Origin of the sequence: Marinobacter sp. SS13-12 (assembly GCF_030227115.1) — a bacterium.
Taxonomy (GTDB): Bacteria; Pseudomonadota; Gammaproteobacteria; order Pseudomonadales; family Oleiphilaceae; genus Marinobacter.
The window spans coordinates 1,677,270-1,698,582 of the sequence record NZ_JASSUA010000001.1 but is presented as its reverse complement, the minus strand read 5'-3'; the positions used below and the strand labels follow the sequence as shown (position 1 = coordinate 1,698,582).

The 21,313-nt window shown below is 54.6% G+C and carries 25 protein-coding genes, 1 tRNA gene and 1 pseudogene; 12 read left to right on the top strand and 15 right to left on the bottom strand.

Annotated elements, in window-relative coordinates; genetic code table 11:
* The first annotated feature begins 10 nt into the window (after positions 1-10).
* From QPL94_RS07805 to QPL94_RS07795, 3 genes and pseudogenes are all read left to right on the top strand, one after another.
* Positions 11-803: pseudogene (locus QPL94_RS07805) on the top strand (RlmF-related methyltransferase).
* A 133-nt stretch (positions 804-936) separates the two neighbouring features.
* Positions 937-1,950 (top strand): IS110 family RNA-guided transposase, encoded by a 1,014-nt coding sequence (locus tag QPL94_RS07800; protein ID WP_285356619.1) that lies wholly within the window; start codon positions 937-939, stop codon positions 1,948-1,950.
* A gap of 596 nt (positions 1,951-2,546) precedes the next feature.
* Complete coding sequence (locus tag QPL94_RS07795) at positions 2,547-3,209, top strand: substrate-binding periplasmic protein (protein WP_285356617.1); 663 nt, start codon at positions 2,547-2,549, stop codon at positions 3,207-3,209.
* A gap of 159 nt (positions 3,210-3,368) precedes the next feature.
* Here the strand turns inward: QPL94_RS07795 and QPL94_RS07790 are convergent, their stop codons facing one another.
* Positions 3,369-3,824 (bottom strand): metallophosphoesterase family protein, encoded by a 456-nt coding sequence (locus QPL94_RS07790; RefSeq protein ID WP_285356615.1) that lies wholly within the window; start codon positions 3,822-3,824, stop codon positions 3,369-3,371.
* 71 nt (positions 3,825-3,895) lie between these two features.
* On the bottom strand, positions 3,896-5,323 hold the full coding sequence (locus QPL94_RS07785) for a diguanylate cyclase domain-containing protein (protein WP_285356614.1): 1,428 nt from the start codon (positions 5,321-5,323) through the stop codon (positions 3,896-3,898).
* Positions 5,324-5,789: 466 nt separating this feature from the next.
* Here QPL94_RS07785 and QPL94_RS07780 point away from each other — a divergent pair, with 466 nt between their 5' ends.
* The 3 genes from QPL94_RS07780 to sorU all read left to right on the top strand — a co-directional run bounded on the left by QPL94_RS07780 (position 5,790) and on the right by sorU (position 8,296).
* Positions 5,790-6,470 carry an arginine N-succinyltransferase gene (locus tag QPL94_RS07780; RefSeq protein WP_285356613.1) on the top strand — a complete coding sequence of 227 codons (681 nt, stop codon included), beginning with the start codon at positions 5,790-5,792 and terminating at the stop codon, positions 6,468-6,470.
* A gap of 217 nt (positions 6,471-6,687) precedes the next feature.
* Entirely contained in the window at positions 6,688-7,914 is a 1,227-nt protein-coding gene (gene sorT / locus QPL94_RS07775) for a SorT family sulfite dehydrogenase catalytic subunit (RefSeq protein WP_285356612.1), read from the top strand.
* Positions 7,915-7,975: 61 nt separating this feature from the next.
* A complete protein-coding gene (gene sorU, locus QPL94_RS07770; RefSeq protein WP_285356611.1) occupies positions 7,976-8,296 on the top strand; it encodes a SorU family sulfite dehydrogenase c-type cytochrome subunit in 321 nt (106 codons plus the stop codon).
* An 85-nt stretch (positions 8,297-8,381) separates the two neighbouring features.
* On the opposite strand, the gene QPL94_RS07765 is transcribed toward sorU, so the two are convergent.
* From QPL94_RS07765 to QPL94_RS07755, 3 genes are all read right to left on the bottom strand, one after another.
* On the bottom strand, positions 8,382-8,702 hold the full coding sequence (locus QPL94_RS07765; RefSeq protein WP_285357867.1) for a YMGG-like glycine zipper-containing protein: 321 nt from the start codon (positions 8,700-8,702) through the stop codon (positions 8,382-8,384).
* 442 nt (positions 8,703-9,144) lie between these two features.
* A complete protein-coding gene (locus tag QPL94_RS07760) occupies positions 9,145-9,852 on the bottom strand; it encodes a substrate-binding periplasmic protein (protein ID WP_285356609.1) in 708 nt (235 codons plus the stop codon).
* A gap of 229 nt (positions 9,853-10,081) precedes the next feature.
* Complete coding sequence (locus QPL94_RS07755) at positions 10,082-10,435, bottom strand: DUF4174 domain-containing protein (protein ID WP_285356608.1); 354 nt, start codon at positions 10,433-10,435, stop codon at positions 10,082-10,084.
* Positions 10,436-10,793: 358 nt separating this feature from the next.
* Here QPL94_RS07755 and QPL94_RS07750 point away from each other — a divergent pair, with 358 nt between their 5' ends.
* Positions 10,794-12,419: a hypothetical protein gene (locus QPL94_RS07750; RefSeq protein ID WP_285356605.1), complete on the top strand. Its 1,626-nt coding sequence runs from the start codon at positions 10,794-10,796 to the stop codon at positions 12,417-12,419.
* 32 nt (positions 12,420-12,451) lie between these two features.
* On the opposite strand, the gene QPL94_RS07745 is transcribed toward QPL94_RS07750, so the two are convergent.
* The 7 genes from QPL94_RS07745 to QPL94_RS07720 all read right to left on the bottom strand — a co-directional run bounded on the left by QPL94_RS07745 (position 12,452) and on the right by QPL94_RS07720 (position 15,345).
* Positions 12,452-12,525: transfer RNA gene (locus tag QPL94_RS07745), tRNA-Gly, on the bottom strand.
* A gap of 18 nt (positions 12,526-12,543) precedes the next feature.
* The gene (locus tag QPL94_RS07740) at positions 12,544-12,861 is read right to left on the bottom strand and encodes a hypothetical protein (RefSeq protein WP_285356604.1); all 318 of its coding nucleotides are present in this window, start codon (positions 12,859-12,861) and stop codon (positions 12,544-12,546) included.
* A complete protein-coding gene (locus tag QPL94_RS07735) occupies positions 12,816-13,223 on the bottom strand; it encodes a M14 family zinc carboxypeptidase (protein WP_285356602.1) in 408 nt (135 codons plus the stop codon). Before QPL94_RS07735 ends, QPL94_RS07740 begins: the two co-directional genes overlap by 46 nt.
* A 22-nt stretch (positions 13,224-13,245) precedes the next feature.
* Positions 13,246-13,431, bottom strand: coding sequence for a rhodanese-like domain-containing protein (locus QPL94_RS21380; RefSeq protein WP_350310611.1), 186 nt, complete (start codon positions 13,429-13,431; stop codon positions 13,246-13,248).
* A 79-nt stretch (positions 13,432-13,510) separates the two neighbouring features.
* Positions 13,511-13,807 (bottom strand): hypothetical protein, encoded by a 297-nt coding sequence (locus QPL94_RS07730; protein ID WP_285356600.1) that lies wholly within the window; start codon positions 13,805-13,807, stop codon positions 13,511-13,513.
* On the bottom strand, positions 13,804-15,150 hold the full coding sequence (locus QPL94_RS07725) for a S41 family peptidase (protein ID WP_285356599.1): 1,347 nt from the start codon (positions 15,148-15,150) through the stop codon (positions 13,804-13,806). Before QPL94_RS07725 ends, QPL94_RS07730 begins: the two co-directional genes overlap by 4 nt.
* Before the next feature lie 36 nt (positions 15,151-15,186).
* Entirely contained in the window at positions 15,187-15,345 is a 159-nt protein-coding gene (locus QPL94_RS07720) for a hypothetical protein (RefSeq protein WP_285356598.1), read from the bottom strand.
* A gap of 339 nt (positions 15,346-15,684) precedes the next feature.
* Between QPL94_RS07720 and QPL94_RS07715 the strand changes: the two genes are divergently transcribed.
* Positions 15,685-16,884: an MFS transporter gene (locus QPL94_RS07715; RefSeq protein ID WP_285356597.1), complete on the top strand. Its 1,200-nt coding sequence runs from the start codon at positions 15,685-15,687 to the stop codon at positions 16,882-16,884.
* A gap of 22 nt (positions 16,885-16,906) precedes the next feature.
* On the opposite strand, the gene QPL94_RS07710 is transcribed toward QPL94_RS07715, so the two are convergent.
* Both QPL94_RS07710 and QPL94_RS07705 read right to left on the bottom strand, forming a co-directional pair.
* A complete protein-coding gene (locus QPL94_RS07710; RefSeq protein ID WP_285356596.1) occupies positions 16,907-17,212 on the bottom strand; it encodes a hypothetical protein in 306 nt (101 codons plus the stop codon).
* A gap of 114 nt (positions 17,213-17,326) precedes the next feature.
* Positions 17,327-17,743, bottom strand: coding sequence for a hypothetical protein (locus QPL94_RS07705; protein WP_285356595.1), 417 nt, complete (start codon positions 17,741-17,743; stop codon positions 17,327-17,329).
* Between the two features lie 134 nt (positions 17,744-17,877).
* Between QPL94_RS07705 and QPL94_RS07700 the strand changes: the two genes are divergently transcribed.
* From QPL94_RS07700 to QPL94_RS07690, 3 genes are all read left to right on the top strand, one after another.
* Complete coding sequence (locus tag QPL94_RS07700; protein WP_285356594.1) at positions 17,878-18,201, top strand: type II toxin-antitoxin system RelE/ParE family toxin; 324 nt, start codon at positions 17,878-17,880, stop codon at positions 18,199-18,201.
* Positions 18,198-18,488, top strand: a complete 291-nt coding sequence (locus QPL94_RS07695) for a helix-turn-helix domain-containing protein (RefSeq protein ID WP_285356593.1) — start codon at positions 18,198-18,200, stop codon at positions 18,486-18,488. The genes QPL94_RS07700 and QPL94_RS07695 overlap by 4 nt, the downstream gene beginning before the upstream one ends.
* A gap of 140 nt (positions 18,489-18,628) precedes the next feature.
* Positions 18,629-18,868, top strand: coding sequence for a hypothetical protein (locus QPL94_RS07690; RefSeq protein ID WP_285356592.1), 240 nt, complete (start codon positions 18,629-18,631; stop codon positions 18,866-18,868).
* A gap of 1 nt (position 18,869) precedes the next feature.
* Here QPL94_RS07690 and QPL94_RS07685 read toward each other — a convergent pair whose 3' ends face one another.
* On the bottom strand, positions 18,870-19,763 hold the full coding sequence (locus tag QPL94_RS07685) for a GGDEF domain-containing protein (RefSeq protein ID WP_285356591.1): 894 nt from the start codon (positions 19,761-19,763) through the stop codon (positions 18,870-18,872).
* A 380-nt stretch (positions 19,764-20,143) separates the two neighbouring features.
* Between QPL94_RS07685 and QPL94_RS07680 the strand changes: the two genes are divergently transcribed.
* Positions 20,144-21,244, top strand: coding sequence for a mandelate racemase/muconate lactonizing enzyme family protein (locus QPL94_RS07680; RefSeq protein WP_285356590.1), 1,101 nt, complete (start codon positions 20,144-20,146; stop codon positions 21,242-21,244).
* The last annotated feature ends 69 nt before the right edge of the window (positions 21,245-21,313 follow it).

Here is a 21,313-nt window from a genome sequence, read left to right as displayed (position 1 = left end):
ACCTATGACTGTGAGCAGCCTCCATCGTAGTAAAAAAAACCGCGCCGAGCCTGTTCGCAAAGGCCTTCACCCGAGGAATCTACACAACCAGGGCTATGACTTCCCGGCTCTCGTCAAAAGCCACCCGGCACTAGCGCCCCATGTGAAACCGAACGCCCATGGCGGACTTGCTGGGAATCGGGCCCGGGCCTGAACAGCACCCTATCAAACTGCTCGACATAGGGACGGGAGCAAATGGAATCTACCCGCTACTGGCCTGCCAGATTTACGGCTGGCAGTGTGTCGGTAGTGACATTAACACCCAGTCGCTTGAGAACGTCGCCAGGATCATTTCCAACAACCCCACCCTCAAAGACCGCTTCACGCTGCGCACGCAGCCCGATAGAAACCATATCTTTGAAGGGATCATTCAGGCCGGGGAGTTCTTTGACGTCAGCGTATGCAACCCGCCGTTCCATGCCTCGCCCGAAGAGGCACTTAAAGGCAGCCAGCTTAAACGCAATAACCTTGCTCGTAGCCGCGGTGAACAGAAAGCAAAAACCGACTCCCCCACCCTGAACTTTGGCGGGCTGGGAGCAGAGCTTTGGTGTAAGGGGGGTGAACAGCTGTTTCTGAAAAAGCTGATCAGAGAAAGCCAGGTGTATTCAACTCAATGCCGCTGGTTTACCAGCCTGGTTTCGAAAGCCGACAATGTTAAGCCTGCAAAGAAGTTGATTCGCAAGCTCGGTGCCGTTGATAGTCGGGAAATCGAGATGAAGCAGGGAAACAAGGTTACCAGGATACTGGCCTGGACATTCATCTAAGACGCTCCCGAGCGTCGCGCATGGTTATGAGGCCAGAAACCAAATCTGAAGATCATGTAGCCAGCCTCCCATAGTCCGTCACCCGGAGTAGGCTGGTAGTTGGCAAACACACCTGCCACTACAGGAGGCTGACATGACCTTATTCTCCGCTATTGATCTGCATTCCAACAACAGCGTTGTGGTGGTGATTGATGAGCAGGATCATATCCTGCTTCAGAAACGCTTCCCCAACGATCTTTCGCTGATTCTCTCGGCCTTGGAGCCCTTTAGGAGCGAGCTGCAAAGTGTGGCGGTCGAGTCGACTTTTAATTGGTATTGGCTGGTGGATGGCCTACTGGCGGCAGGGATAAAAGCCTGCCTGGTGAACACCGTTGCGGTGCAGCAATACAGTGGCCTCAAGCATACTGATGATCACTCGGACGCCTATTGGTTGGCCCACCTGATGCGCCTGGGAATTCTGCCGACTGGGTATATCTACCCGGCTGAGGATCGCCCCTTGCGAGACCTGTTGCGTAAACGCTTACAGCTGGTCCGCCATAGGGTGACGTTCATGCTCAGCGCCCAATGCCAGATTTGGCGATGTACGGGTGTAAGAGTTGAAAACGCCTTGATCAAGCGGGCGGACGGGCAGTTACTACGTTATCACGATAACCCGGAACTGCGCATGGCATTGAACAGTAATCTGGTGGTTCTGCGGGCCCTCAACGCACAGATTGAAGCGATTGAGCAGCGCGTCAAAGATCAAATCGCTTTGAAGCCGGAATTCCAGTTGCTACTCAGTGTGAACGGCATCGGCGATATCCTGGGCCAAACGATTGCTCTGGAGACTGGCGATATCAAACGATTTAGCACGGTGGGCCGTTATGCCTCTTACTGTCGATGTGTTGACAGCAAACGACTGAGCAATGGCAAGAGTAAAGGCCAGAACAACCGCAAAAACGGGAATGTGTATCTAGGCTGGGCGTTTGTGGAGGCTGCACACAGTATTATCCGGCATCACAAGGCGGCGCACCGCTTCTATCAGCGCAAGCGGGCCCAGCGAAACGGTGCCCTGGCCACCAAAGCCCTGGCGCATAAACTGTCCAGGGCCTGTTACTACGTGATGCGCGATCAAGTGCCCTTTCAGGCGGAACGCCTGTTTGGTTAATGGTTTGAATGTGTGGAGCAGCCCTGAAACGGGATGGTGCAACCAGAAGTCTGAATGGCGCCCACACATTCTCCATAATCAGCGGTATAACTAATGCGCCCTGGTCGCGAACCACGAGAGACTGGCACCGAAAGGTGAGCCACTGATTCTGTAACGCATGGACACGGCCGGGAACCAACGATTTTCTGGGGCAGCAATGCCAGGGGCAGGAGCCAACGTCGTACTCGCCCTGCCTTGATCCTGATGGGTGTCTGGAGCGGATCAGTCCGTATCCACCAATCGAAAGCAATGGGTGCGCACCGTGAGCCGTTGACTTCGGATGGCAGCTGACCGCCAGGGACCGGTATGGCCTATTGACTCTGGCTGGCTAATGGGTGTCCCGGTTTTACGCAAACTGATGGACAGCTGCGATGCCATCATCGCCAACCTGACTCCCCGCGCGCGGTAAGCAGCGGCCAAGGTACGATCGTTAAGCGCTAATCGGTAGGCTACAATGTAATGTCAGGACACCCCTCTATCGGGGCCTCCATCAGGGGACCGGAATGATCTGTCGTGCGACTCTAGCTGTTTTATGTTTTTTATTCGCTGGGGGAGGCTTGGCAGAGGAGCGAACCATAACGTTAATCGCGGACAGCTGGTGTCCGTTCAACTGCACCAACCATCCGACTGGTCGCGGCATTCTGGTTGAAAAGGCGGCAGCCGCTCTAGGACATGAAGGATACGAGATAGAATATACCGAGATGCCTTGGAGTCGGGCAATAACCGAGGTTCGGACTGGTCGGTATGATGGCATCGTTGGGACAGGGCCTTCTGAAACGCCAGACTTTCACTATCCACCCGAACCTCTGGCTAGTGCTCACCATAGTGTTTTTACTCTCCCCAACAAAACCTGGGAGTACCAGGGGCTTAAATCCTTGAAGGACGTTCGTATCGGGGTGATCCAGGACTACTCTTATGGCGGGCTCTATGAAGATTACATTAAGGGTAACCAGGATAATGAATCCCGCGTGGTTGTTCTAAGGGGCGATCGAGCTTTAGACAGGTTGGTAGAAATGCTGCGTCTTGGCCGCATAGATGTGCTCGTAGCCGAGAAGAGGGTTGTGCAGTACCACTTCCAATCGAGAGGCCAGGACAATCCCCTGCGTTACGCGGGGCTAGTCAACGAGGAACCTCTATATGTTGCGTTCTCGCCTGCAATACCCGATGGCGCAGAATTAGCGGAAGCCTTAGGAAGGGGCTTGGCGAAGATGAACCGGTGATATCGAACTCGTCAACAGGCCCCCTTCAGCTCTAACCGACATCCATACGTCGGCAGCGCCAGGTGCTATCCCCCACAAACACCACCACTGATCCCAAGACCACGACGAAGCCAGTCCACAGTTCCGTGGTAGAACCCAGGATAGCTCATTGCTTCAAGATCAGACCGGCAATTCAATAATCTCGCCAACCACACCGTCTTCACTCACCTTCAGCCGCCCTACCGTGATCGGCAGAGTAAAACGCCGGGGCCCGGCGCTACCTGGATTGAAATAAAGCACATCGCCAACCCGCTCATTACGGGGTTTGTGGGAATGGCCGGCGATCACCACGCGGTAACGGCCTTGCGGTTCGATATCGAGGGATTTGACGTCGTGGAGCATGTAAAAAGCATGGCCGAGGAATTCCAGGTCCTGAACATTGGGAAGAGCGGCTGCGCGGCCTGTTTTGTCGATATTGCCACGGATCGCAACCAAGGGGGCGATCGCCTCCAGCGCTTCCAGAACCTCGTCCCGCCCCACGTCACCGGCATGAAGGATCAAATCCGAGCCTTTCAAAACCTCCAGGGCTTCAGGGCGCATTTTGCTGTGGGTGTCTGCGATCACTCCGATTTGCATGCTTTCGCCCCTTCTTATCCATCAAGCCCCGTTTTTTGCCCAGGTACTGATTCAGGCGGGGGCTCTGATCCTTACCAGTAATGAGCTCCGAAAACGCGATACGTGCTCTTGCCCTCCTTTTTTGAAAGGTACATAGCCTCATCAGATTTGCGTATCAACGTGTCGATATCAGCTCCATCCCGAGGATAGGTTGAAATGCCAATACTGACACCGAGTTGAACGGCATCAGTACCAATCCGAACGGGTTTCGCCAGTTTCTCGATTATTTTTGCAGGCACTCCTGCGGCCTTATCGTCAGAAATCTCATCGAGAAAAATGACGAACTCATCGCCACCAAAACGAGCAAAAATATCTGAATCCCGGACACAGTCTTTCATTTCCTGGCTAAGCTTTTGAAGTATTTCGTCGCCAGCCTTATGGCCAAACGTATCGTTCACCGATTTAAAACCGTCAATATCAATGAACAGGACGGAACATTCATGCCCTTTTCTTCTGGCTCTTGCGATCGAAGTGAAGCAAACTTCCCTGAAAAGCCGCATATTCGCCAAACCCGTCAAGTCGTCATACATAGCTCGATGATAGAAAAGATCCCTTTCATCATGCACAAGACCAATCAATATCACCGTAACTATGGAAATCGTAAACATGATCTGTACTTCGAAAATGCCATAGTGCGAGTAGCCTGCGAAAATGAATAGCGACAGGCCAAAAAGGTTGCCAATAAAGGCGAAGACCAGTCCATTGCCAAGCCCCCATTTAACCGCACTCCAGACGATCGGAATCAGGATCAGGTAGTAATATTTGGAAAACTGTTCATCCATTTTCCCCAGCTGAAACACCAGGGCGGTCAATATCATGATAACCAGTAATGCGGCGACTTTTTGCGGCTTGAAAAGACTGGTCAAAAACGACGAGATGAATTCATTCCAACCAAGCTTCCAGAATCGATGGAAAAGCAGAAAAAGGGGAATCGCGGTGACGGCCCCCGTCAGGTTTCCGACAAAGAACGAGGATGATATTTCAATCAGCGAGGAAAAGGATTGAGCCTCTAAATCTATGCCACTCACAAAGACAGCCACCGATATGAGCGCTGTCAAAAATGAGGCAACCATGACCGAGAAGAAGAACTTCGCGTTGAGGATGTCCTGTAGTGAATTTATTTTTCTGAGTATCAGACCGGCTGCACCATAGATAACAAACTGCCTGAAATCCGGGACGAACATCTCCAGGTCGTAATTGAAGACATCCCGAAAAGGCAGGCCACCCAGGTAAATCGCCAGAAAATGAACAGGTAGATATTTTCCTCCCAAAAGAAAAATCAAATACATCGCATAGGCGGAAGGAGGATAGAACAGACTTACACCCTCGGTCACCGTAAAAAGGTAAGCCACCTGATTGACAGCCCAGAAGGTGAATATGAAGAGCAGGGAGTTTACGACATATTGCCGGGAGTGAATCTTCGGGTCTGCCAGATTCTGAGATTCTGCGCTGCCACCCATTACGAAAGCCAAAGTCGAAAAAACATGAGTTGCCTCTGCGCGCTTACCAGAATGGTGCTAATCAGGAGAACGCCAGTGCCTTGGTGTAAATCAGGCTGGAAAACGATAGAACCTCTCCAATATAGTCACAGGTTTTACGAATCGCAAAAACGTTGAACTGACCACCAGTGGCAAAAACGGAGCACTAGCTTTCCGGCGGCATGACCACCCATGCGGGCTCTTCAAACTCGCCAATTCATGTCTCTTGGTAAGATTTGCTCATGCCCATTTATACCGCCACGGTCGCGAACCTTTCTCTGTCGTTACAGCAAAAATCACAGGTAGCGGACGCGGGCACTGACAGTAGTTACACTAGTGCTTGATAGCTCAATAGAAAGGGGCGTGAGAAAAGGGGTGGAATCCCATGGAAGCCGCGGATTCGAGAAGCGTGGCAGAGAATTCAGACTGCAATCAGGTAAAATTGGGAATGAGTGAGTCCATCGAGGATAAAAGAGCATCAGCGCCGCCGCCCGCAAATAGGGGCTTCAGTGGTTTGCAGGTCTTTGGCATCGTCCTGCTCACCCTCGTTGCCACCATCGGCGTTGGTTACCGGTGGTTAAGCCACTACGTGTTTCCTGACAACTTCGAACCCGTAACTCTTAATGCCAGTGAACAGGACTCACTCAACACTAAACTGAATACTCTGGGGATCGATACCCAGGGCGCCGAATCTGGCCGCCCGTTGCAGCCGGAGCCTTACAGTGAGGAAGGCGCCAGCCGGGAGGTGCGATTCAGTGAGCGGGAACTCAACGGTATGCTGGCCAATAATACCGACCTGGCTCAGAGACTCGCCGTCGACCTTTCAGACGACCTCCTGAGCGCCGTGCTTCTCGTGCCTCTTGAAGAGGGTTTCCCCATACTCGGGGGCAGAACCCTACGAGTAAATGCCGGAGTAGAACTCTCGTTTGCCAACGGCCGCCCCCTGGTTAAGTTAAGGGGTGTCAGCCTGATGGGCGTCCCCATCCCGAACGCCTGGCTGGGCAACCTCAAGAATGTGGACCTGGTCAACGAGTTCGGTGCCAACCCGGGATTCTGGCAATCCTTTGCAGCCGGTGTGGATTATATCCAGGTCGAGGATGGGCGGCTGCTCGTCCGGCTCAAGGAATAGCGCCCGTTGTAAAATCCACTCAGGGTCCGCCCTACTTGCCTCACTTTCCAGCATTCAGCCTCTGCACAGTATAGGGCTCAAAGATTAAATCGGTCCCGATTTTCGCTGGAAACATTGCTCAGTATTTGACCAACACCTATAACTTATATAGTTATAACCTGTAACCAATCAGCGCAGGTCACACCTTCAAACAACAAGGCAGGCAAGGAGACGGAACATGCAAGCGGAAGCAGCACTTCAGCGGGGCCGGAATGACCCTGGTCTCGACAACCCCACGCGTAGAAGCCTTCTGCTTGGCAGCGCCGGGGCCATGGCCGCAGTGGGCCTGCTGGGTTTTATACCGCTCGCGAAAGGCGAGGAGCCCAAATCACTGCCCGATTACGCCGCCTGGAAAGAGCGCAATGCCCTGATTGTGCATAGCGCCAACACCATGGAGACCGAAAGGGGGGCAATCGGCAACGGTGTCATCACACCCAGTGATCGCCTCTTTGTTCGCAACAACCTGCCCGCGCCTCCGGAGTCGGTAACCGAAAATCCGGATGTCTGGGAGGTTCAAATCGAAGGCGTCAAAAATCCCCGAACCCTCACCGTGGGGGAACTGAAAAAGATGGGCGTCACCACTACTGCCTCCGTGCTCCAGTGCTCCGGAAACGGCCGAGCCTTTTTTCCTCATGGTGCGAGTGGTACCCAGTGGTCGGTTGGTGCTGCCGGTTGCGTTATGTGGACGGGCGTTCCCCTGAAAGATGTTGTGGAAGCCCTGGGCGGAGCCGTAGCGGGTGCGAAGTACATTACCAGCACGGGTGGCGAATCCCTGCCGGACGGGCTTGACCCCAAAACGGTCGTGGTCGAGCGCTCAGTACCCACCAGGGCACTGGAAACGGCGATACTGGCGTGGGAAATGAACGACGAGCCTCTCAGCAATACCCATGGCGGCCCCCTGCGCATGGTGGTACCGGGCTACTACGGCGTTAACAACGTCAAGTATGTGAAGAACATTGCCTTCACTGAAAATCAGACCGATGCCAAGATTCAGGCCTCGGGTTACCGCATCCGGGATGTGGGTGAGAAAGGCGCCCCGGACCAACCCTCGATGTGGGAGATGAACGTCAAATCCTGGGTGACCGCGCCTCTGGAATCCGGTAGCAGTGGCCGGAACATGATCTACGGCGTCGCCTTTGGTGGCACAGTGGCGCTCGAAAAAGTGGATGTCTCGGTTGATGGCGGTAACACCTGGAAGCAGGCCCGGTTCCTGGGGCCAGACCTTGGCCCCCACGCCTGGCGACCTTTTGTCCTGGCAGCGGACCTGCCGGCAGGCGAACATCGTATAGTCAGCCGGGCGACGGACGTTGAAGGTAACAGCCAGCCGGAAGGCCGGACCGACAACGAGCGTGGCTATGGCCACAATGGCTGGAAAGACCACGGCGTGACCGTAGCGATCAGCTGATACACGGCGGGGCCGCCCGAGGACAGAGCTGCCCCGCCCAGCATCCTCACAGAGACGTAATATGAGACTGATTGCAGTCGTGTTTGTTGTACCCCTGTATGGATTGTCGCTTCTCGCTCAGGCCAACGACACCGAACAGGGAAAAAAGGTATTCACCCAGGACGCACAGCCTGCCTGTGCTGTGTGTCATACCCTTGCAGACGCTGGCTCCACCGGCGACATTGGCCCGAACCTGGATGAACTGAAACCATCGAGGGAAGCCGTGGTCAACGCTGTTACCGGCGGAGTTGGCATTATGCCGGCGTTTGAAGAATCCCTGTCTGCAGATCAGATCCAGGCTGTGGCGGCTTACGTTGCCACAGTGACAGGCGGGGATAAGTAAGTCGCCAAAACATGAATCTGTCGCGGTTTTAAGAAACCGGGACAGATTCGTTTTCCATGTCTTGGCATCAGTTTCTCCTCGCGTTTCAGCAGTTGCCCTTTTTCGCCTGGCCCGGTGGGCAGAAATGGCCACCAGACTTCCGGTAAGAACGGCGATCGTCGTAGTCATGCCGACGGCGATCATGGTCGCGATCGTAGTCTCTATGATCTTTGGTGGTAATGGCTGTTCCCGTTGCCGCACCGACGGCACCGCCGAGAATAGCACCATCTCTGCCACCTACCTCGTTGCCGATGGCAGCCCCAATCGCTCCGCCAATACCGCCACCTAGCGCGGCGTCGGCTGTGTCATCCGCAACGGCAACCAATGAGGTGGCACTCAGAGATAGAAAAACGAGCAGTGATTTCATTTTCATTGATTTTCTCCATCGGCCCATCAGGCACTTGGCAGTTTTTCGAACGACCCGAGAATATCAGAAACACACACGTTGCCACCCTTACCTTTTATTTATATTTCAATAGGTTACAAAATGTAAAGGATGCGCATACCTTATGAATCGGACCTGAACAAGACGTTCGCGCTCCCAGTTTTTACTTTCACCGGAAAAATCGGGCCAGTCCACAGTGCCGTGGTAGGTCAGGCGCATTGCTTCGAGATCAGACCGCCAGCTCGATAATCTCACCAATCACACCGTCTTCGCTCACCTGCAGCCGCCCCACGTCACCGGCATGAAGGATCAGCTCCGAGCCTTTCAATACCTCAGGGCTTCGGGACGCATTTTACTGTGGGTGTCTGCGATCACTCCGATTTGCATGCTTACGCCCCTTCTAATCCCTCAAAGACGGCCACCGTTATCGATAACTTTCGATCAATATGTTCAGTTGTGATTGGAATTCGGCATCCTGCATGACCGCATCAACCTGATTGATCACGTCCATAGCGGCCGGAAGCTTCCGCGAAACGCCAATGTGGAAAGGGATCCGGGCATTCGGAATAAAATCAACCTTGCGAATTTTCAGCTTCTTCGAATAGCCAAGTTGTCGAGCAATGAACCGGGCGTCTTCAGCGGGCTGCACCATGAAATCTCCGGCCTCCCGTAGCATAAGCAGATGCATCATCGCCTTCACGCTCCGGCCCGGCACACGTTCCAGGTACTCAGGAATATTGTCCTCTTCCCATTGGGAGCCCTTCTCGACGATCACCGTCAGACTGGACAAGTCAGTAAAGCTGGTAGCCGATTCGATCAGGTCTATGTTGGGGTTGTCAGACGAGTAAACCAGATGGCCAAAGTTCTGCGTGAAGAGTGGTCTGGCTGAAAAAATGGCGTATTCCTGTCGCTCCTCCGACGGATAGGTGAGCAGGCCATCGGTAAGGCCCAGTCGCACGTTGTACTGTGCCCTGGCCCAGGGCACCACCACATGTTCCGTGGTGTAGCCAGGGATAAACCTGAACGTCAGCTGCACCAAATCCGGAAACAGCCCGGTAGCCCTGTCGTCAAGCGAGGAACTGTAAGGCGGTGATTTTTCGCCGAACGCGAATGTCAGATTGTTGCTTCCCATCGAGACACCCGGCAAAGCCAGGAATACAAACAGAAACGCGAGAAAAAACGGCGCCGAAAATCCTTCCAAAAACTGCTTATTCGCCAAGGTTACCTCTGAGGAGCTCTGGGCCTGTTATCTGGGCGCTACACAACCACCCAGTCGATACCATTCGCCAATTCTATGTCGTTAAATCCTCTGAGAAATTGGTCTTTCCCGGTTTCTCTCGGATTTAATCGCTGGTGCTGCTTCAATTAGCGCGCATTTCGCGGATGCGCATGGGCATGGCGTCGATACGGCGGAAAATAGTGTGAAGGTCGAGGCTGGACTCGCGGCTTTTGATACCGCCGTCTTTGCCTATCAACAGCACCCTCTCATCCGAACGGGACTCTTCAAGCAGAGCCTTGACGTCGCTCTCGAGTCTGCTCGAAAGAGCTTTCTGATTTGAAACCACGTCTGACCCAGTGTTCACAAACCAGACAATATCACGGTCATCAACTTCGGCCCAGGCACTCCTGAGTGTTTCGATCTCGCTGGCATTCTCATCTGCGGCTTGAACCAGAATGAGTCGGTTTTTCCACTGGTAGTCGCTCAGCCTGTTCATGTCAGCCCCGTGAGTAGTCCACGTAATAAGCGAAAGCACCACCGTCAGAATGGTTTGCCTTCCGGTAACAATAAAACTGAAGCTCATTTCTGTGTTCCCGTCATCGTTCGCTCAAGAACGATACGAAAGTTTGTGCTCACCTGATCATACGAATGGCCACACAGGATCGTGAAAACCGGGCACAATCATCCTGGCCTGGCTGGGCATTCGCGTCTCTTTGCTTGTAAACCACAGATAGGAGTAAATTGTAGGTTGTAAGCTGCGCATGCAGGGCCAGTAACTGGCAGTTCGCATTCAGACTCTGACCGCAGTAAACATGCCGGCTCCACCAGCAACACGGTCCACATGGAGTCATGTCATGAATACAATCTCTCGCTTGGCACTTGCCGTCACTATAAGCTTTGTTCCTCCCGCATCGGCGCATCAGGACACCATGAATGATGGTCACCCCCATAGCGCCGGAGATGGCATCGGCACCGTCAATTTGCAGGCCGACTGTCATGACAGTGTGCGCGCTGACGTCAATCACGCACTGGGCATGATGCATCACATGATGTACACCCAGGCCCGCGCCGAATTCAACGCCATTATTCAGGCCGATCCCGACTGTGCCATGGCGCATTGGGGTGTAGCCACGTCGCTGTTCCAGCCCTTGTGGGGCACCACACCGAGTACTGAGGATATTTCCCGGGGTCGCCAGGCAGTCCAGCAAGCCCGTAACTCTGCCGAGACTGAGCGTGAACGGCTGCTGATAGACGCTACCGCTGCATTCTTTGAGCCGGATACCGACCAGGTCCGGGAGCGGCTGGCCGGCTGGATTGAGGGCATGGAGCAGGCCTACCAAGCCTTCCCGGATGACCCTAATGTCGCAACACTCTATGCCTTGTCCCGCCTGACGCTGGCGCTGTCCGCCGAAGACCGCATAGCACTGCACAACGAAGCAGAAAAGGTACTGCGCGGGGTTTGGGAGACCGAGCCCACCCATCCCGGGGCAGTGCATTACTCCATACACGCCACGGACGCCGATGGTCGCGCCTCCAACGCCACGTCAATCGTGGACTCCTATTCCGGGATAGCCCCCAGCGTTCCCCATGCCTTGCACATGCCATCTCACATCTATGTGCGGCTTGGTGACTGGCCCCGGACGATTGACTGGAATCAGCAGTCCGCAGACGTGGCGGTCGATCACAAGGTGGATGACGCCACGTCGTTCCACTACGTTCATGCCCTTGATTATCTGGTCTATGGCCACCTTCAGCGGGGTGAAGACAGCGCTGCACGCAGTGTTTGGGAATCTGCCCGGGCCAACGGACCACACCAGGCAAATTTCCCCGGCGCATTCCACCTGGCATCCATTCCCGCAAGGTTGACCGTAGAGGCACGGGATTGGGAGGCAGCCGCCTCCATCACCCCTCGCGCTGTCGACTATATCAGCTGGGACAAGTTCGCCTGGCCCGAGGCTCTGAGCTCGTTTGCACACGGGCTTGGAGCCGTCCACACCGGTGATCTGGAGGCCGCTCGCGAGGCCGAACAGCGCCTGGAGTCTCTGGCGGAAGCCGCCCGGTCCGCGGCCGACCAGCGATTCTCGACCTACATCGAGGTGGATCGTAGGATCCTTGCCGGGTGGATTGCGAAAGCCGAGGGTGAACCAGAACGTGCGATCGAACTGATGCGTTCCGCCGGGGAACTGGAAGCCAGTGTCGAGAAGCATCCGGTCACCCCGGGCGCCCTTCTCCCACCCTACGAGGCGCTTGGCGATCTGCTTGTCGCCCTGGATCGACCGGCCGAGGCCCTCGCCGCTTATGAACAGTCCGATCAGACCTGGCCAAACCGGTATAACACGCTGGAGGGAGCGGCGCGCGCGGCCGATCTGGCTGGCGATACCGAGTCCGCCACGCAGTGGTCCCGTCGACTGCTGGAGATGGCCCCGGAAACGGAGCGCGGCTCTATCGAACGAATACAGGCGTTGGCAGGGAGAACCTAGGCCTCTCGGGAAAACCGGGCGCGGGCACTGACTGGAGCGGGTGAAGGGAATCGAACCCTCGTCGTAAGCTTGGGAAGCTTCTGCTCTGCCATTGAGCTACACCCGCATCCTGCGGCCCAATATACTAAAGCGATCCCGATTTTCCTACTGCCAGCGCATAGTCGATCGCCGCACACACCGCGGCAACCTGCGCGGCGTTGCATTGCTCGGGGGTCACCCGGTCGCTGTCCGGGTAGACCTCGGTGGTGGTCCTGTAGCGGGCATTGGTCATGCTGGTGCAAAGGCCAAGCTGCGCCAGCGGATACTGAATAACGCCCCGGCCGGCCGCCGGTGAGCCTAGGATCTCGCCGTTGTCATCAGCTTGTGCAATATGGGTGACCTTTTCCACCGCCTCTATCAAAGCCTGCTGGAATTCCGGCTGCAGGCCCTCGGTGTCATCCACCAGGTAGAAGCCATCCGGAATGTTACCCGGCTCAAACGGTTTGCCATTTGTTCAACGAACTGCAGCGCCCCGTGGAGACCGCTTGTTTCATAGCCATGCACTCCGCCCGTAATCAGCACCACCGGCCGATCGGCACGCCAGTCGCGGCTGCGGATCGCCATCAACGGATAAACGTCCGGGCCATATTCCAGGCGGCCGTACTCTTGCACGTCGAAGCGCGAACGCAGGCGCTCGACCACGATCAATACGTCGGACTTGTAACTGCGTTGACGGGTCTGCCGTGACAGCCACTCAGCACGTTCCGCGTCGCCCCAGGGAATACCGGGCGTACCGACTGGATAGGCCGCTGAAGCTGTGCTCATATCGCTTTTCTCCTTCGGTCAATCACTCGCGCGCCTCCCGCGCCTCGGCAACGCTACCCATGTTGTTCACATTGGTGTAGCCAGCACTTTCCAGGGCAGATTTCGCTTTACCGGCTCTGTTTCCACTTCGGCAATAAAGGTTTATCTCCGTATCTTTGTCAGGACAGCCCTCACTGAAACAAACGTACGCATAAAAAGCTCCTGACATTGCGGATCAAGACAGATTTTACGATAAAACCCCGTAAATAAGTTCACCAAAGGGAAACCCGGGACTCTGTTATTTCAAATCAGACATCATCAACGTCGATACCAACGGGTATGTAGGCCCCACGAGAAGCAGGCTTGATGAATTCAACATAGCGTCCAGAAAATCTCTCTGCTTTTCTGTTGAGGGTGCGAGCAAACTGAAAGAACGAATCGCTTTTGCTTTCTACCAAGCTCCGAACCCGCTCCAAGCGAAAATACGGCACTTCGTCTGCAACGATTTTCATCGTGTCGAAAGTGCTTCTGGAGAGATCATGCTGCATGGCTTCAACAACAGAAACCAGTGAATCGATCTCTCTAAAAATAGAGTAAGTATTCATACGCCGACCAGCTTAATTACCCGCTCCAGCATCGGGTCTTTGCCTTCCTCGCGCCCTTTTCGGCCAAGGTACTTGAGACGGATGTGTGGCGGGATGCCGACATCTTCGTATATTTCACCGTCGTAGGCCCGGTAGATTTCATTGGACAAGGTCAGGTGCCAGCCATTTGGCAGATGGCGCTCGAGCGTGTCGGAAAGGATGCCCTGGGTAGGCTCGCCAATAAGAATGAGACGGGGATGCTGCAGCAATGAGAGCACGAAGATTTCTGCGGCACTGGCCGTTAGCTCGCTGGTCAGCACAAACAGGTTGCCCTGGTAAGTCTCATCGACAGGCGTGACATAGACAGACTGCTTTCCGGTGAATCCATTGCCATGACGGGCTGACTTGGTGAAAGCCAGCCGTTTGCGATCCATCAGGTACGCTGAAAAGCGCAGTGCGACACCATCGTACCCCCCACCATTATTGCGAAGATCGACCACGAGATTGGGGAGCTCGCCAACATCTGCCAGCACCCTCTTCATCACACTATCGACCGCACTGAGATCCGCAGCCGGTTTGCCTGACTTGCCGCTTTGTCCGGCCATGGCCCGGATGTTCAGGTAACCGATGAGGTCATTAAGGCACCCCCACTCCACCAGCCGGTTGCCACCATGGCTAACGGCGCTTGCGAGATAATCCTCATGGATCACGTCACGCGCCGACTCTTTGAGATCGCCCAGGTAGCTGGTGAGCTCCCGGTCATCATTGGCGTCTTCAAGTTCCTGTGTCAGCCGCCTGAAGAGCGCCGGCTGGGCACCTGCGCTGTAATGACCCCAGGGTGAATGCAGACGAATATGGCCATCCTTCAGGGGCCGTAGCATCGCAACCATGATGGCAAAAAGCGTTTCCTGGGATGTGTTCGGGTTAATCTGGGGAAGATAGTCATGATGCGCCCGGTCCCAGGCCACACCCTTGAGTTCAAACAGGGCGTATTGCTCGTGAAAGGTTCGCCAGAAAACGTCAAAGTTGTATTGCGGATCCTTTGCCCTGTGCCTGTGACTTTCAGTGACACTGGCGGGCAATCCTTTCAGGCGACGGAATCTGATGCGTGCTACTCCAGTTACCCGATGGGCACTGAACGCCTGGCCACCAGAGGATACCGCCAAATCTTCGTAATAGTGGCCGAGTTCTTCAATACTGCCCGCATGAATCTTCAGACAGCTGATGCTGGTTTCTTCAAAGAGGGTGTACCAATCTTCCTCGATCAGCAACACATTGCCGTAACCCTGGGAACGCCAGACACCCTGCAGGCGCGCAAAATCAGGGCTGGAAAGAGAACTGCCGCGGCGTTGGGCGGTTTTCATAGCGGACTCCAGGTCCATTTCTGTTGTTTTCAGACGTCAGGCTACAGTCCCGGGGTACCGGATGTTCAGGCTTTTATCAGGGTAGACCTCGCTGGCATCCAGCTTGCGGTAATCCGCCCGAACCTCCGCCAGAAAAAGTTGAATAAAATTACCGCGAAAGGGCAGGCCCCAGTAATAGAGTTCGTAGTCCTGCATTGTGACTCTCCCACACAGACAGTTGAGAAGATAACTGTTGTCTGGAAGTGTAGCGCACCGGAAAAGACCCGATCCGAAAGCCAGGTCTATTCAACTCAATGCCGCTGGTTTAGCAACCTGGTTTCAAAAGCCGACAATGTTAGGGAAAACCGGGGCTGAAAATAGATCTGTCCCGGTTTTCGTTCTTAACCGGCATTAAATCAGTTAGCTAGACTGCTACGCCTTCCCAAAATTCGCAAGAGAGCAAAAGGCAAGACCTGACCCCGTTATCCCCTTCGATTCGCCCGACCCTTCTGATAGGGTAGCCAACTTTTAAAGATCGCCGACCGGGAATCCTGCATGCCCTCACCCAAGCAACACCGCTGGTTTCCGCTGCTTATTTTCCTGGGCGCAGCCTTCACCTTCAGTGTCACGATGATCGGCACCACCATGCCGACGCCTCTTTACCCGATCTACCAGGACAGTTTCGGGTTTTCCGACCTGATGATTACCATCATCTTTGCCGCCTATGCCTTTGGTGTGATCGCCGCACTGGTACTGACTGGGCGCTGGTCTGATCAGATAGGCCGCCGGCCTTTACTGTTTGCGGGCCTGGCTTGCTCCATCATCAGTGACCTGGTGTTCGTGCAGGCCGATGGCCTGGCGATGATCCTGACCGGCCGGGTGCTGTCGGGGCTGTCCGCAGGGATCTTTACCGGCACAGCCACGGTGGCAGTCATTGAACTGGCCCCGCCTCACTGGCGGGAGAAGGCCACTTTCTTTGCCACGGCGGCAAATATGGGCGGGCTGGGACTGGGGCCGATGTTAGCTGGCGCTCTTTCCCAGTACCTACCCTGGCCACTGCACCTGACCTTTCTGGTGCACATTGTCATGGCGGTGCTGGCAGTGTGCTGCATCTGGGCAGCGCCTGAGACCGTCTCGAAACCCGCTCGCCCCAAACTGTCCATCCAGCGACTGAACGTGCCAGCGGAAGTCCGCGGTGTATTTATTCCCGCCGCCATTGCCGGTTTCGCGGGCTTCGCCATGTGCGGCTTCTTCACATCCATCGCCCCGGCGATGATGGGCAAGGTGCTGGGCTACGACAATCGGTTGTTGATCGGCGTTGTGGCCGGCAACATTTTCATCGCCTCAACCCTGGGCCAGTTCCTGCAGGGCACACTGCCGCTCAGGCTGCGCCTGCCTCTGGGCTGCGCATCCCTGATGCTCGGGGTGATTCCGATAGCGCTGGGCATATACACCCAGTCCCTCGCGCTGTTCATCGGCGGTGCTGTGATTGCCGGTATCGGCCAGGGCATCTCATTCCGCGCCGGCATGGGCGCCATCGCTGCGGCCAGCCCTGCAGGGGAGAAGGCAGCGGTGACGTCCACGTTCTTTGTCGTGGCCTATATCGCTATCTCGGTGCCGGTGATCGGCCTGGGATTGATGGCGAGCATGACCAGCCTAATGACGACCGGGATCACTTTCGCCGCTGTGATGGGGTCACTGGCGGCGCTGGCTTTGGTACTGCTGATTCGGCGGGAACGGGCAGGGGGAAAATAGATCTGTCCCGGTTTCCCAGTAATCAAATTTCACTGAGAGTGGAAATGCCGTCGATCTCGGTCACCGTTTTGGCGTCCGCCCGCTCAATAATTTTCACGAGGGTGGATTGAATCGTTTCATCTTCCCGGGCATCACCGCCACTTACAAACGATTGCTTCTGGGGATCGGCGCCCTCTTCCTCAGTAAATGAAACAACGACCTCAGTGGCTGAATCCGGCGCCTTACCAACGTTCGCTTTACCAAAGTACTCCAGCGAAACCAACGGATAGCCATGAAAGCCCTTCTTAACCTGCTTTGCAATGCGCTTTTTTGCTTTATCCAAATGCATAATAGGGCCTGTCGCTGCGCTTGTTATCTGGGTGCCACATGAACATCCAGTTGATACCATTCGCCAATTCTATGCCGTAAAACCCATCAAAAATAGATCTGTCCCGGTTTCCCGCTAGGAAGACCGCATCTTCAGAGTTTCCGGACGGAACACTGCCGTACCCAACACCAGAACAACCGCTGACAACACAAACACCTTATTCACAAACCAGTTCGTGCGCCAGATGGACCACTCCGGCTCCGCCAGGAACCAGATGAACAGCGTGGTGATGATCAGAATCTCAACTACAGACATGCCAATAGCCAGCAGGCGCGTATACCACGGCCTCGCCAACAGCGCCCAGGCCAGCCAGAGGTGCGCAACCGGCCACAGGTCCCAGTAGATATAGGTTGCCCACGCCTCATTGGCGGCCAGCGCAAAGCCGATCGGAAGCAGGTATTTGATAAAGACGGTCCAGGCCACGAGGATCATGAACAGATGCGCGAGGAAGCTGGTCCAGGGGCTTTGAGCATTTTCAATTTGCGATGTCATTATGGCGATCCTTTCGGCGAGTTCATCTGAGAGATGCGCAACACCGTTGAACCTAAATAGGTACATCTTGGTGGACACACTTCCCAAGCACCAAAGTTATCGTATATGATAACACTAAAGTAAAAGGAGCACCCATGGATTGGGAAATTGAACTCTACGGAAAAGTAGATCAAGAGCTGGCCCGGATGCCGCCCAGGATTCAAGCACGAATGATCCGGTTGATGGATTTGATGGAGAAACACGGGGCCAACCTTGGAGAGCCACATACGAAGTCACTAGGTGATGAGCTTTTCGAAATCCGCGCGAAGGCCAAAGAGGGAATTGGAAGAGGACTTTTCTGCTATATGCAGGGTAAACGAATCATCATTCTGCATGTGTTTTTGAAGAAGGGTCAGAAAATACCAAAGAAAGACCTGGAGCTCGCCAAAGAGCGTTTGAAGGAGGTCAAAAAGCTATGAACTTCAAAAATTTTAAGCAAAAGGCACTGGAAAATCCTGAAGTTCGCAAAGAATACGATGCTCTTGAGGAAGAGTTCAGTCTGATTGATCAGTTGATCACTATGAGGACGAAAGCAGGCCTTACACAGGAAGATGTCGCAAAGAAACTGGGGACAAACAAAAGTAACATTTCCAGGCTTGAGCGGGGCAAAAGTAATCCGAGCTGGGGAACTGTCAATAAGTATGCTGCTGCCTGCGGCTTTACAGTCAGGCTTGACGCTATTGAAGATAATCGTACTTCAGCATAGTGAATGTGGTGCCCCCGCTAAAGCGGCTTCGCCTGGGCGAGCATCGGCAACGACTTACCCATCCGCCCCTTTCAGCATTTTCCGCTAGCAAACAATAGACCTGCCCCGGTTTTCTGAAAGACTTGCGGGATTCGCCGGAGTTGCTGGAATCAGACACGTCCAACTCGGCTGCCACAACGCTGGAAGTTGTTTACGAGGTGGATCTTGCCGGGAAGTTCAGTGGGCGGAAGGTGTTTGTTGAGGAGCTGGAGAAGGCGGTGCCGCATTTTTATCAGGAGGCTGGGCAGTTGCTGAAGGCTTGGACGCCACCACCGCCGAAAATCTCGAAAACTGAAAGTGAGCCGAAACACCAAGGTGAGGAATTAACACTCGAAAAATAGATCAATCTGTCCCGGTTTTCACGGTTTTCACGTTGTTTTCGGCCCCTGCATCGAATTCAGAGAATAATACGCTATTCCGCTCAGAGCGTTTCACCTTGTACATCAGGTCGTCTGCCAGGCGAATAGCTTCGTCGGAATTCAACGGTGGAACAGGAAACACGGCCACCCCCACGCTGAATCCTATGGGCCAGTTGTTACTCTCGGCCAAATTGACAAGGGCTTTGTGCAGGTCTTTAAAAAAGCTACGTGCGCCAAGCATGCTGGTTTCAGGCAGCAGTATGGCGAATTCGTCGCCGCCCAGCCGTGCTCCCAGATCGGAGATCCTTAGCCTTTTGGTCAGAGCACAACCTACAGCCTTCAGAATTTCATCACCTGCACTGTGGCCAAACGAGTCATTTACACCTTTGAAGCCGTCTATATCGATATAGCCCAGCGCCGTACTGTGGCCATGGCGGCGGGAAATATCGAAAACCGATGCAGATTCCTGCCCGAACGACCGGGCATTGTGAAGGCCTGTCAGACTATCCATCTGTGCAAGTGCCGTCTGGGTTTCCAGGAGCTTTCGAATTATCGACATGAGATAGACCGTCAGAGCAAAAAAGCTTAACCGAACCAAGGCGTTCCAGAACGCGATTGCCGGGTGGCTATAGGACCGGCCGGACGTGTGGTCAACCAGTAGCCAGACAATAGCGGCCGCCAGGGCCATCAGGAAAGCCACGCGTCGGCCTAGGTACCAGGCCGCAATGCCGACAGGAATGAGATAAAAAAGTGCCAGAGCAATCTCGTTCCCTGTCAGCTGATCGATGACACCTATAACCAATAAGATCAGCGCGCAAAGCAGACCAACTCGAAAGGCAGACTGGGACGAGAGTAATGCGTGAATATGATCGAGCATTTGCAGCGCGCCCTCCGTGAATGCACATGATAGCCAAGGGGCATGCGGTTCCGGTTTTCATGAACGAACGCCATGTTCAAGAGCTGATACCTATCTTCGTCCTCTTATTGCCCGGTTGCCAGTGATACTTTATTAACCTCCACCATCAATTCATCTGACGGCGAACCATCCCCTGCTTAACGATCACCCAGGCCTGTCCTGGCATCAGCTTCCCCTTGCTTTTGAAGCACAGAATCCGTTCTGTGCATTGAAGGTCGATGTTAAACGAACTACAAAGCCGGTTAATAGGGGCTCAATCTCGGATTTGGCACCGCTATCTATTCATAGTCCGGTGAACTAAGTTTGTCTCATCACAGTTCCACTGATGGTGGGGTTAACCTATGCGAATTGAGCGAATGGCGGTATACACGGCCAATCTGGAATACACCGGAAAAGCCTATGCCTTTGCCGGCGGCCGCTCCCATCAGGGATTCGAAACCACGGTTGTTGCCCTCTCAACAGACACGGGGCTGGAGGGCTATGGTGAGGTGTGCCCCTGCGGCCCCAACTACATGCCGGCTTTTGCCGAGGGCCTTCCTTCCTGTCTATCACTACTGGCACCTGAAATACTTGGCCAGGACCCTCGGCAAGTGTCGGTGATTCAGGAACGTATGAATCAGGCGCTCACCGGCCAGGCTGTCGCCAAAGCGGCCATCGATATTGCCTGCTGGGATCTCCTGGGCAAAGCGTGTGGGCTTCCCGTCTACACACTGCTTGGCGGGCTTCAGTCGGCATCCATGCCCTTGCATCGGATTGTTCCACTGGCCGAACCAGGGGAAATGGAAGAGTCTCTTCGTCGTTATCGTGCCGAAGGTTTTCGGCACATTCAGATCAAACTGGGCCATGAGGTGGACGAGGATATTGAACTGGTTCGCAGGCTTGGCAAACTCAAGCAACCTGATGAGCTCTGGATTGGCGATATCAATGGCGCCTGGCGGCGCGATCAGGCACTGCGATTTTCAAAGGCCATTGAGGATGTGGACATTTACCTTGAGCAACCCTGCCGCAGTTACGACGAATGCCTGTCGGTCAGACGGCGCGCCAGGCATCCAGTCAAACTGGATGAAGCTTTTAACACTTTGAACGAGTTGCAGCGTGGGCTAAGAGACGATGCCATGGATGCCATTGCGTTGAAAGTCAGCAAGTTCGGTGGGCTGACACCATCCCGGATCATTCGGGATGTGTGTGCAGACGCGGGCATACCCATGACCATTGAAGACGCTTGGGGTAGTGGCATCGCGACAGCTGCCTATGCACACCTCGCCGCCAGCACATCCCCCAGAGCCTTGCTGAATACCACTGATTTGCACAACTACAACACAGTGCAGCTCGCCACGGGTGCCCCGGAAGTGGCGGACGGCCGAATGTGGCTCAGTGATCGACCCGGGCTCGGCGTTGTACCAGACTTTACCTTACTTTCCTTGCGGGATGTCTACGAGTAAGAATAGGAAATAACTCTGTCCCGGTTTTCGTATTTTTCAGCTCGGATAATGGGTACCTGGTTAAACTTG

What these genes read in the sequence shown, in the direction of transcription:
- QPL94_RS07700 (WP_285356594.1), top strand. Translation starts at nt 17,878, where the DNA reads ATGGATTGGGAAATTGAACTCTACGGAAAAGTAGATCAAGAGCTGGCC.
- QPL94_RS07720 (WP_285356598.1), bottom strand. Translation starts at nt 15,345, where the DNA reads ATGCAGGACTACGAACTCTATTACTGGGGCCTGCCCTTTCGCGGTAAT.
- QPL94_RS07730 (WP_285356600.1), bottom strand. Translation starts at nt 13,807, where the DNA reads ATGAATACTTACTCTATTTTTAGAGAGATCGATTCACTGGTTTCTGTT.
- QPL94_RS07685 (WP_285356591.1), bottom strand. Translation starts at nt 19,763, where the DNA reads ATGCTCGATCATATTCACGCATTACTCTCGTCCCAGTCTGCCTTTCGA.
- QPL94_RS07735 (WP_285356602.1), bottom strand. Translation starts at nt 13,223, where the DNA reads ATGAGCACAGCTTCAGCGGCCTATCCAGTCGGTACGCCCGGTATTCCC.
- QPL94_RS07725 (WP_285356599.1), bottom strand. Translation starts at nt 15,150, where the DNA reads ATGAAAACCGCCCAACGCCGCGGCAGTTCTCTTTCCAGCCCTGATTTT.
- QPL94_RS07785 (WP_285356614.1), bottom strand. Translation starts at nt 5,323, where the DNA reads ATGGGTGGCAGCGCAGAATCTCAGAATCTGGCAGACCCGAAGATTCAC.
- QPL94_RS07765 (WP_285357867.1), bottom strand. Translation starts at nt 8,702, where the DNA reads ATGAAATCACTGCTCGTTTTTCTATCTCTGAGTGCCACCTCATTGGTT.
- QPL94_RS07680 (WP_285356590.1), top strand. Translation starts at nt 20,144, where the DNA reads ATGCGAATTGAGCGAATGGCGGTATACACGGCCAATCTGGAATACACC.
- QPL94_RS07705 (WP_285356595.1), bottom strand. Translation starts at nt 17,743, where the DNA reads ATGACATCGCAAATTGAAAATGCTCAAAGCCCCTGGACCAGCTTCCTC.
- QPL94_RS07790 (WP_285356615.1), bottom strand. Translation starts at nt 3,824, where the DNA reads ATGCAAATCGGAGTGATCGCAGACACCCACAGCAAAATGCGCCCTGAA.
- sorT (WP_285356612.1), top strand. Translation starts at nt 6,688, where the DNA reads ATGCAAGCGGAAGCAGCACTTCAGCGGGGCCGGAATGACCCTGGTCTC.
- QPL94_RS07710 (WP_285356596.1), bottom strand. Translation starts at nt 17,212, where the DNA reads ATGCATTTGGATAAAGCAAAAAAGCGCATTGCAAAGCAGGTTAAGAAG.
- QPL94_RS07715 (WP_285356597.1), top strand. Translation starts at nt 15,685, where the DNA reads ATGCCCTCACCCAAGCAACACCGCTGGTTTCCGCTGCTTATTTTCCTG.
- sorU (WP_285356611.1), top strand. Translation starts at nt 7,976, where the DNA reads ATGAGACTGATTGCAGTCGTGTTTGTTGTACCCCTGTATGGATTGTCG.
- QPL94_RS07750 (WP_285356605.1), top strand. Translation starts at nt 10,794, where the DNA reads ATGAATACAATCTCTCGCTTGGCACTTGCCGTCACTATAAGCTTTGTT.
- QPL94_RS21380 (WP_350310611.1), bottom strand. Translation starts at nt 13,431, where the DNA reads ATGTCAGGAGCTTTTTATGCGTACGTTTGTTTCAGTGAGGGCTGTCCT.
- QPL94_RS07755 (WP_285356608.1), bottom strand. Translation starts at nt 10,435, where the DNA reads ATGAACAGGCTGAGCGACTACCAGTGGAAAAACCGACTCATTCTGGTT.
- QPL94_RS07695 (WP_285356593.1), top strand. Translation starts at nt 18,198, where the DNA reads ATGAACTTCAAAAATTTTAAGCAAAAGGCACTGGAAAATCCTGAAGTT.
- QPL94_RS07780 (WP_285356613.1), top strand. Translation starts at nt 5,790, where the DNA reads ATGAGTGAGTCCATCGAGGATAAAAGAGCATCAGCGCCGCCGCCCGCA.
- QPL94_RS07760 (WP_285356609.1), bottom strand. Translation starts at nt 9,852, where the DNA reads ATGGGAAGCAACAATCTGACATTCGCGTTCGGCGAAAAATCACCGCCT.
- QPL94_RS07800 (WP_285356619.1), top strand. Translation starts at nt 937, where the DNA reads ATGACCTTATTCTCCGCTATTGATCTGCATTCCAACAACAGCGTTGTG.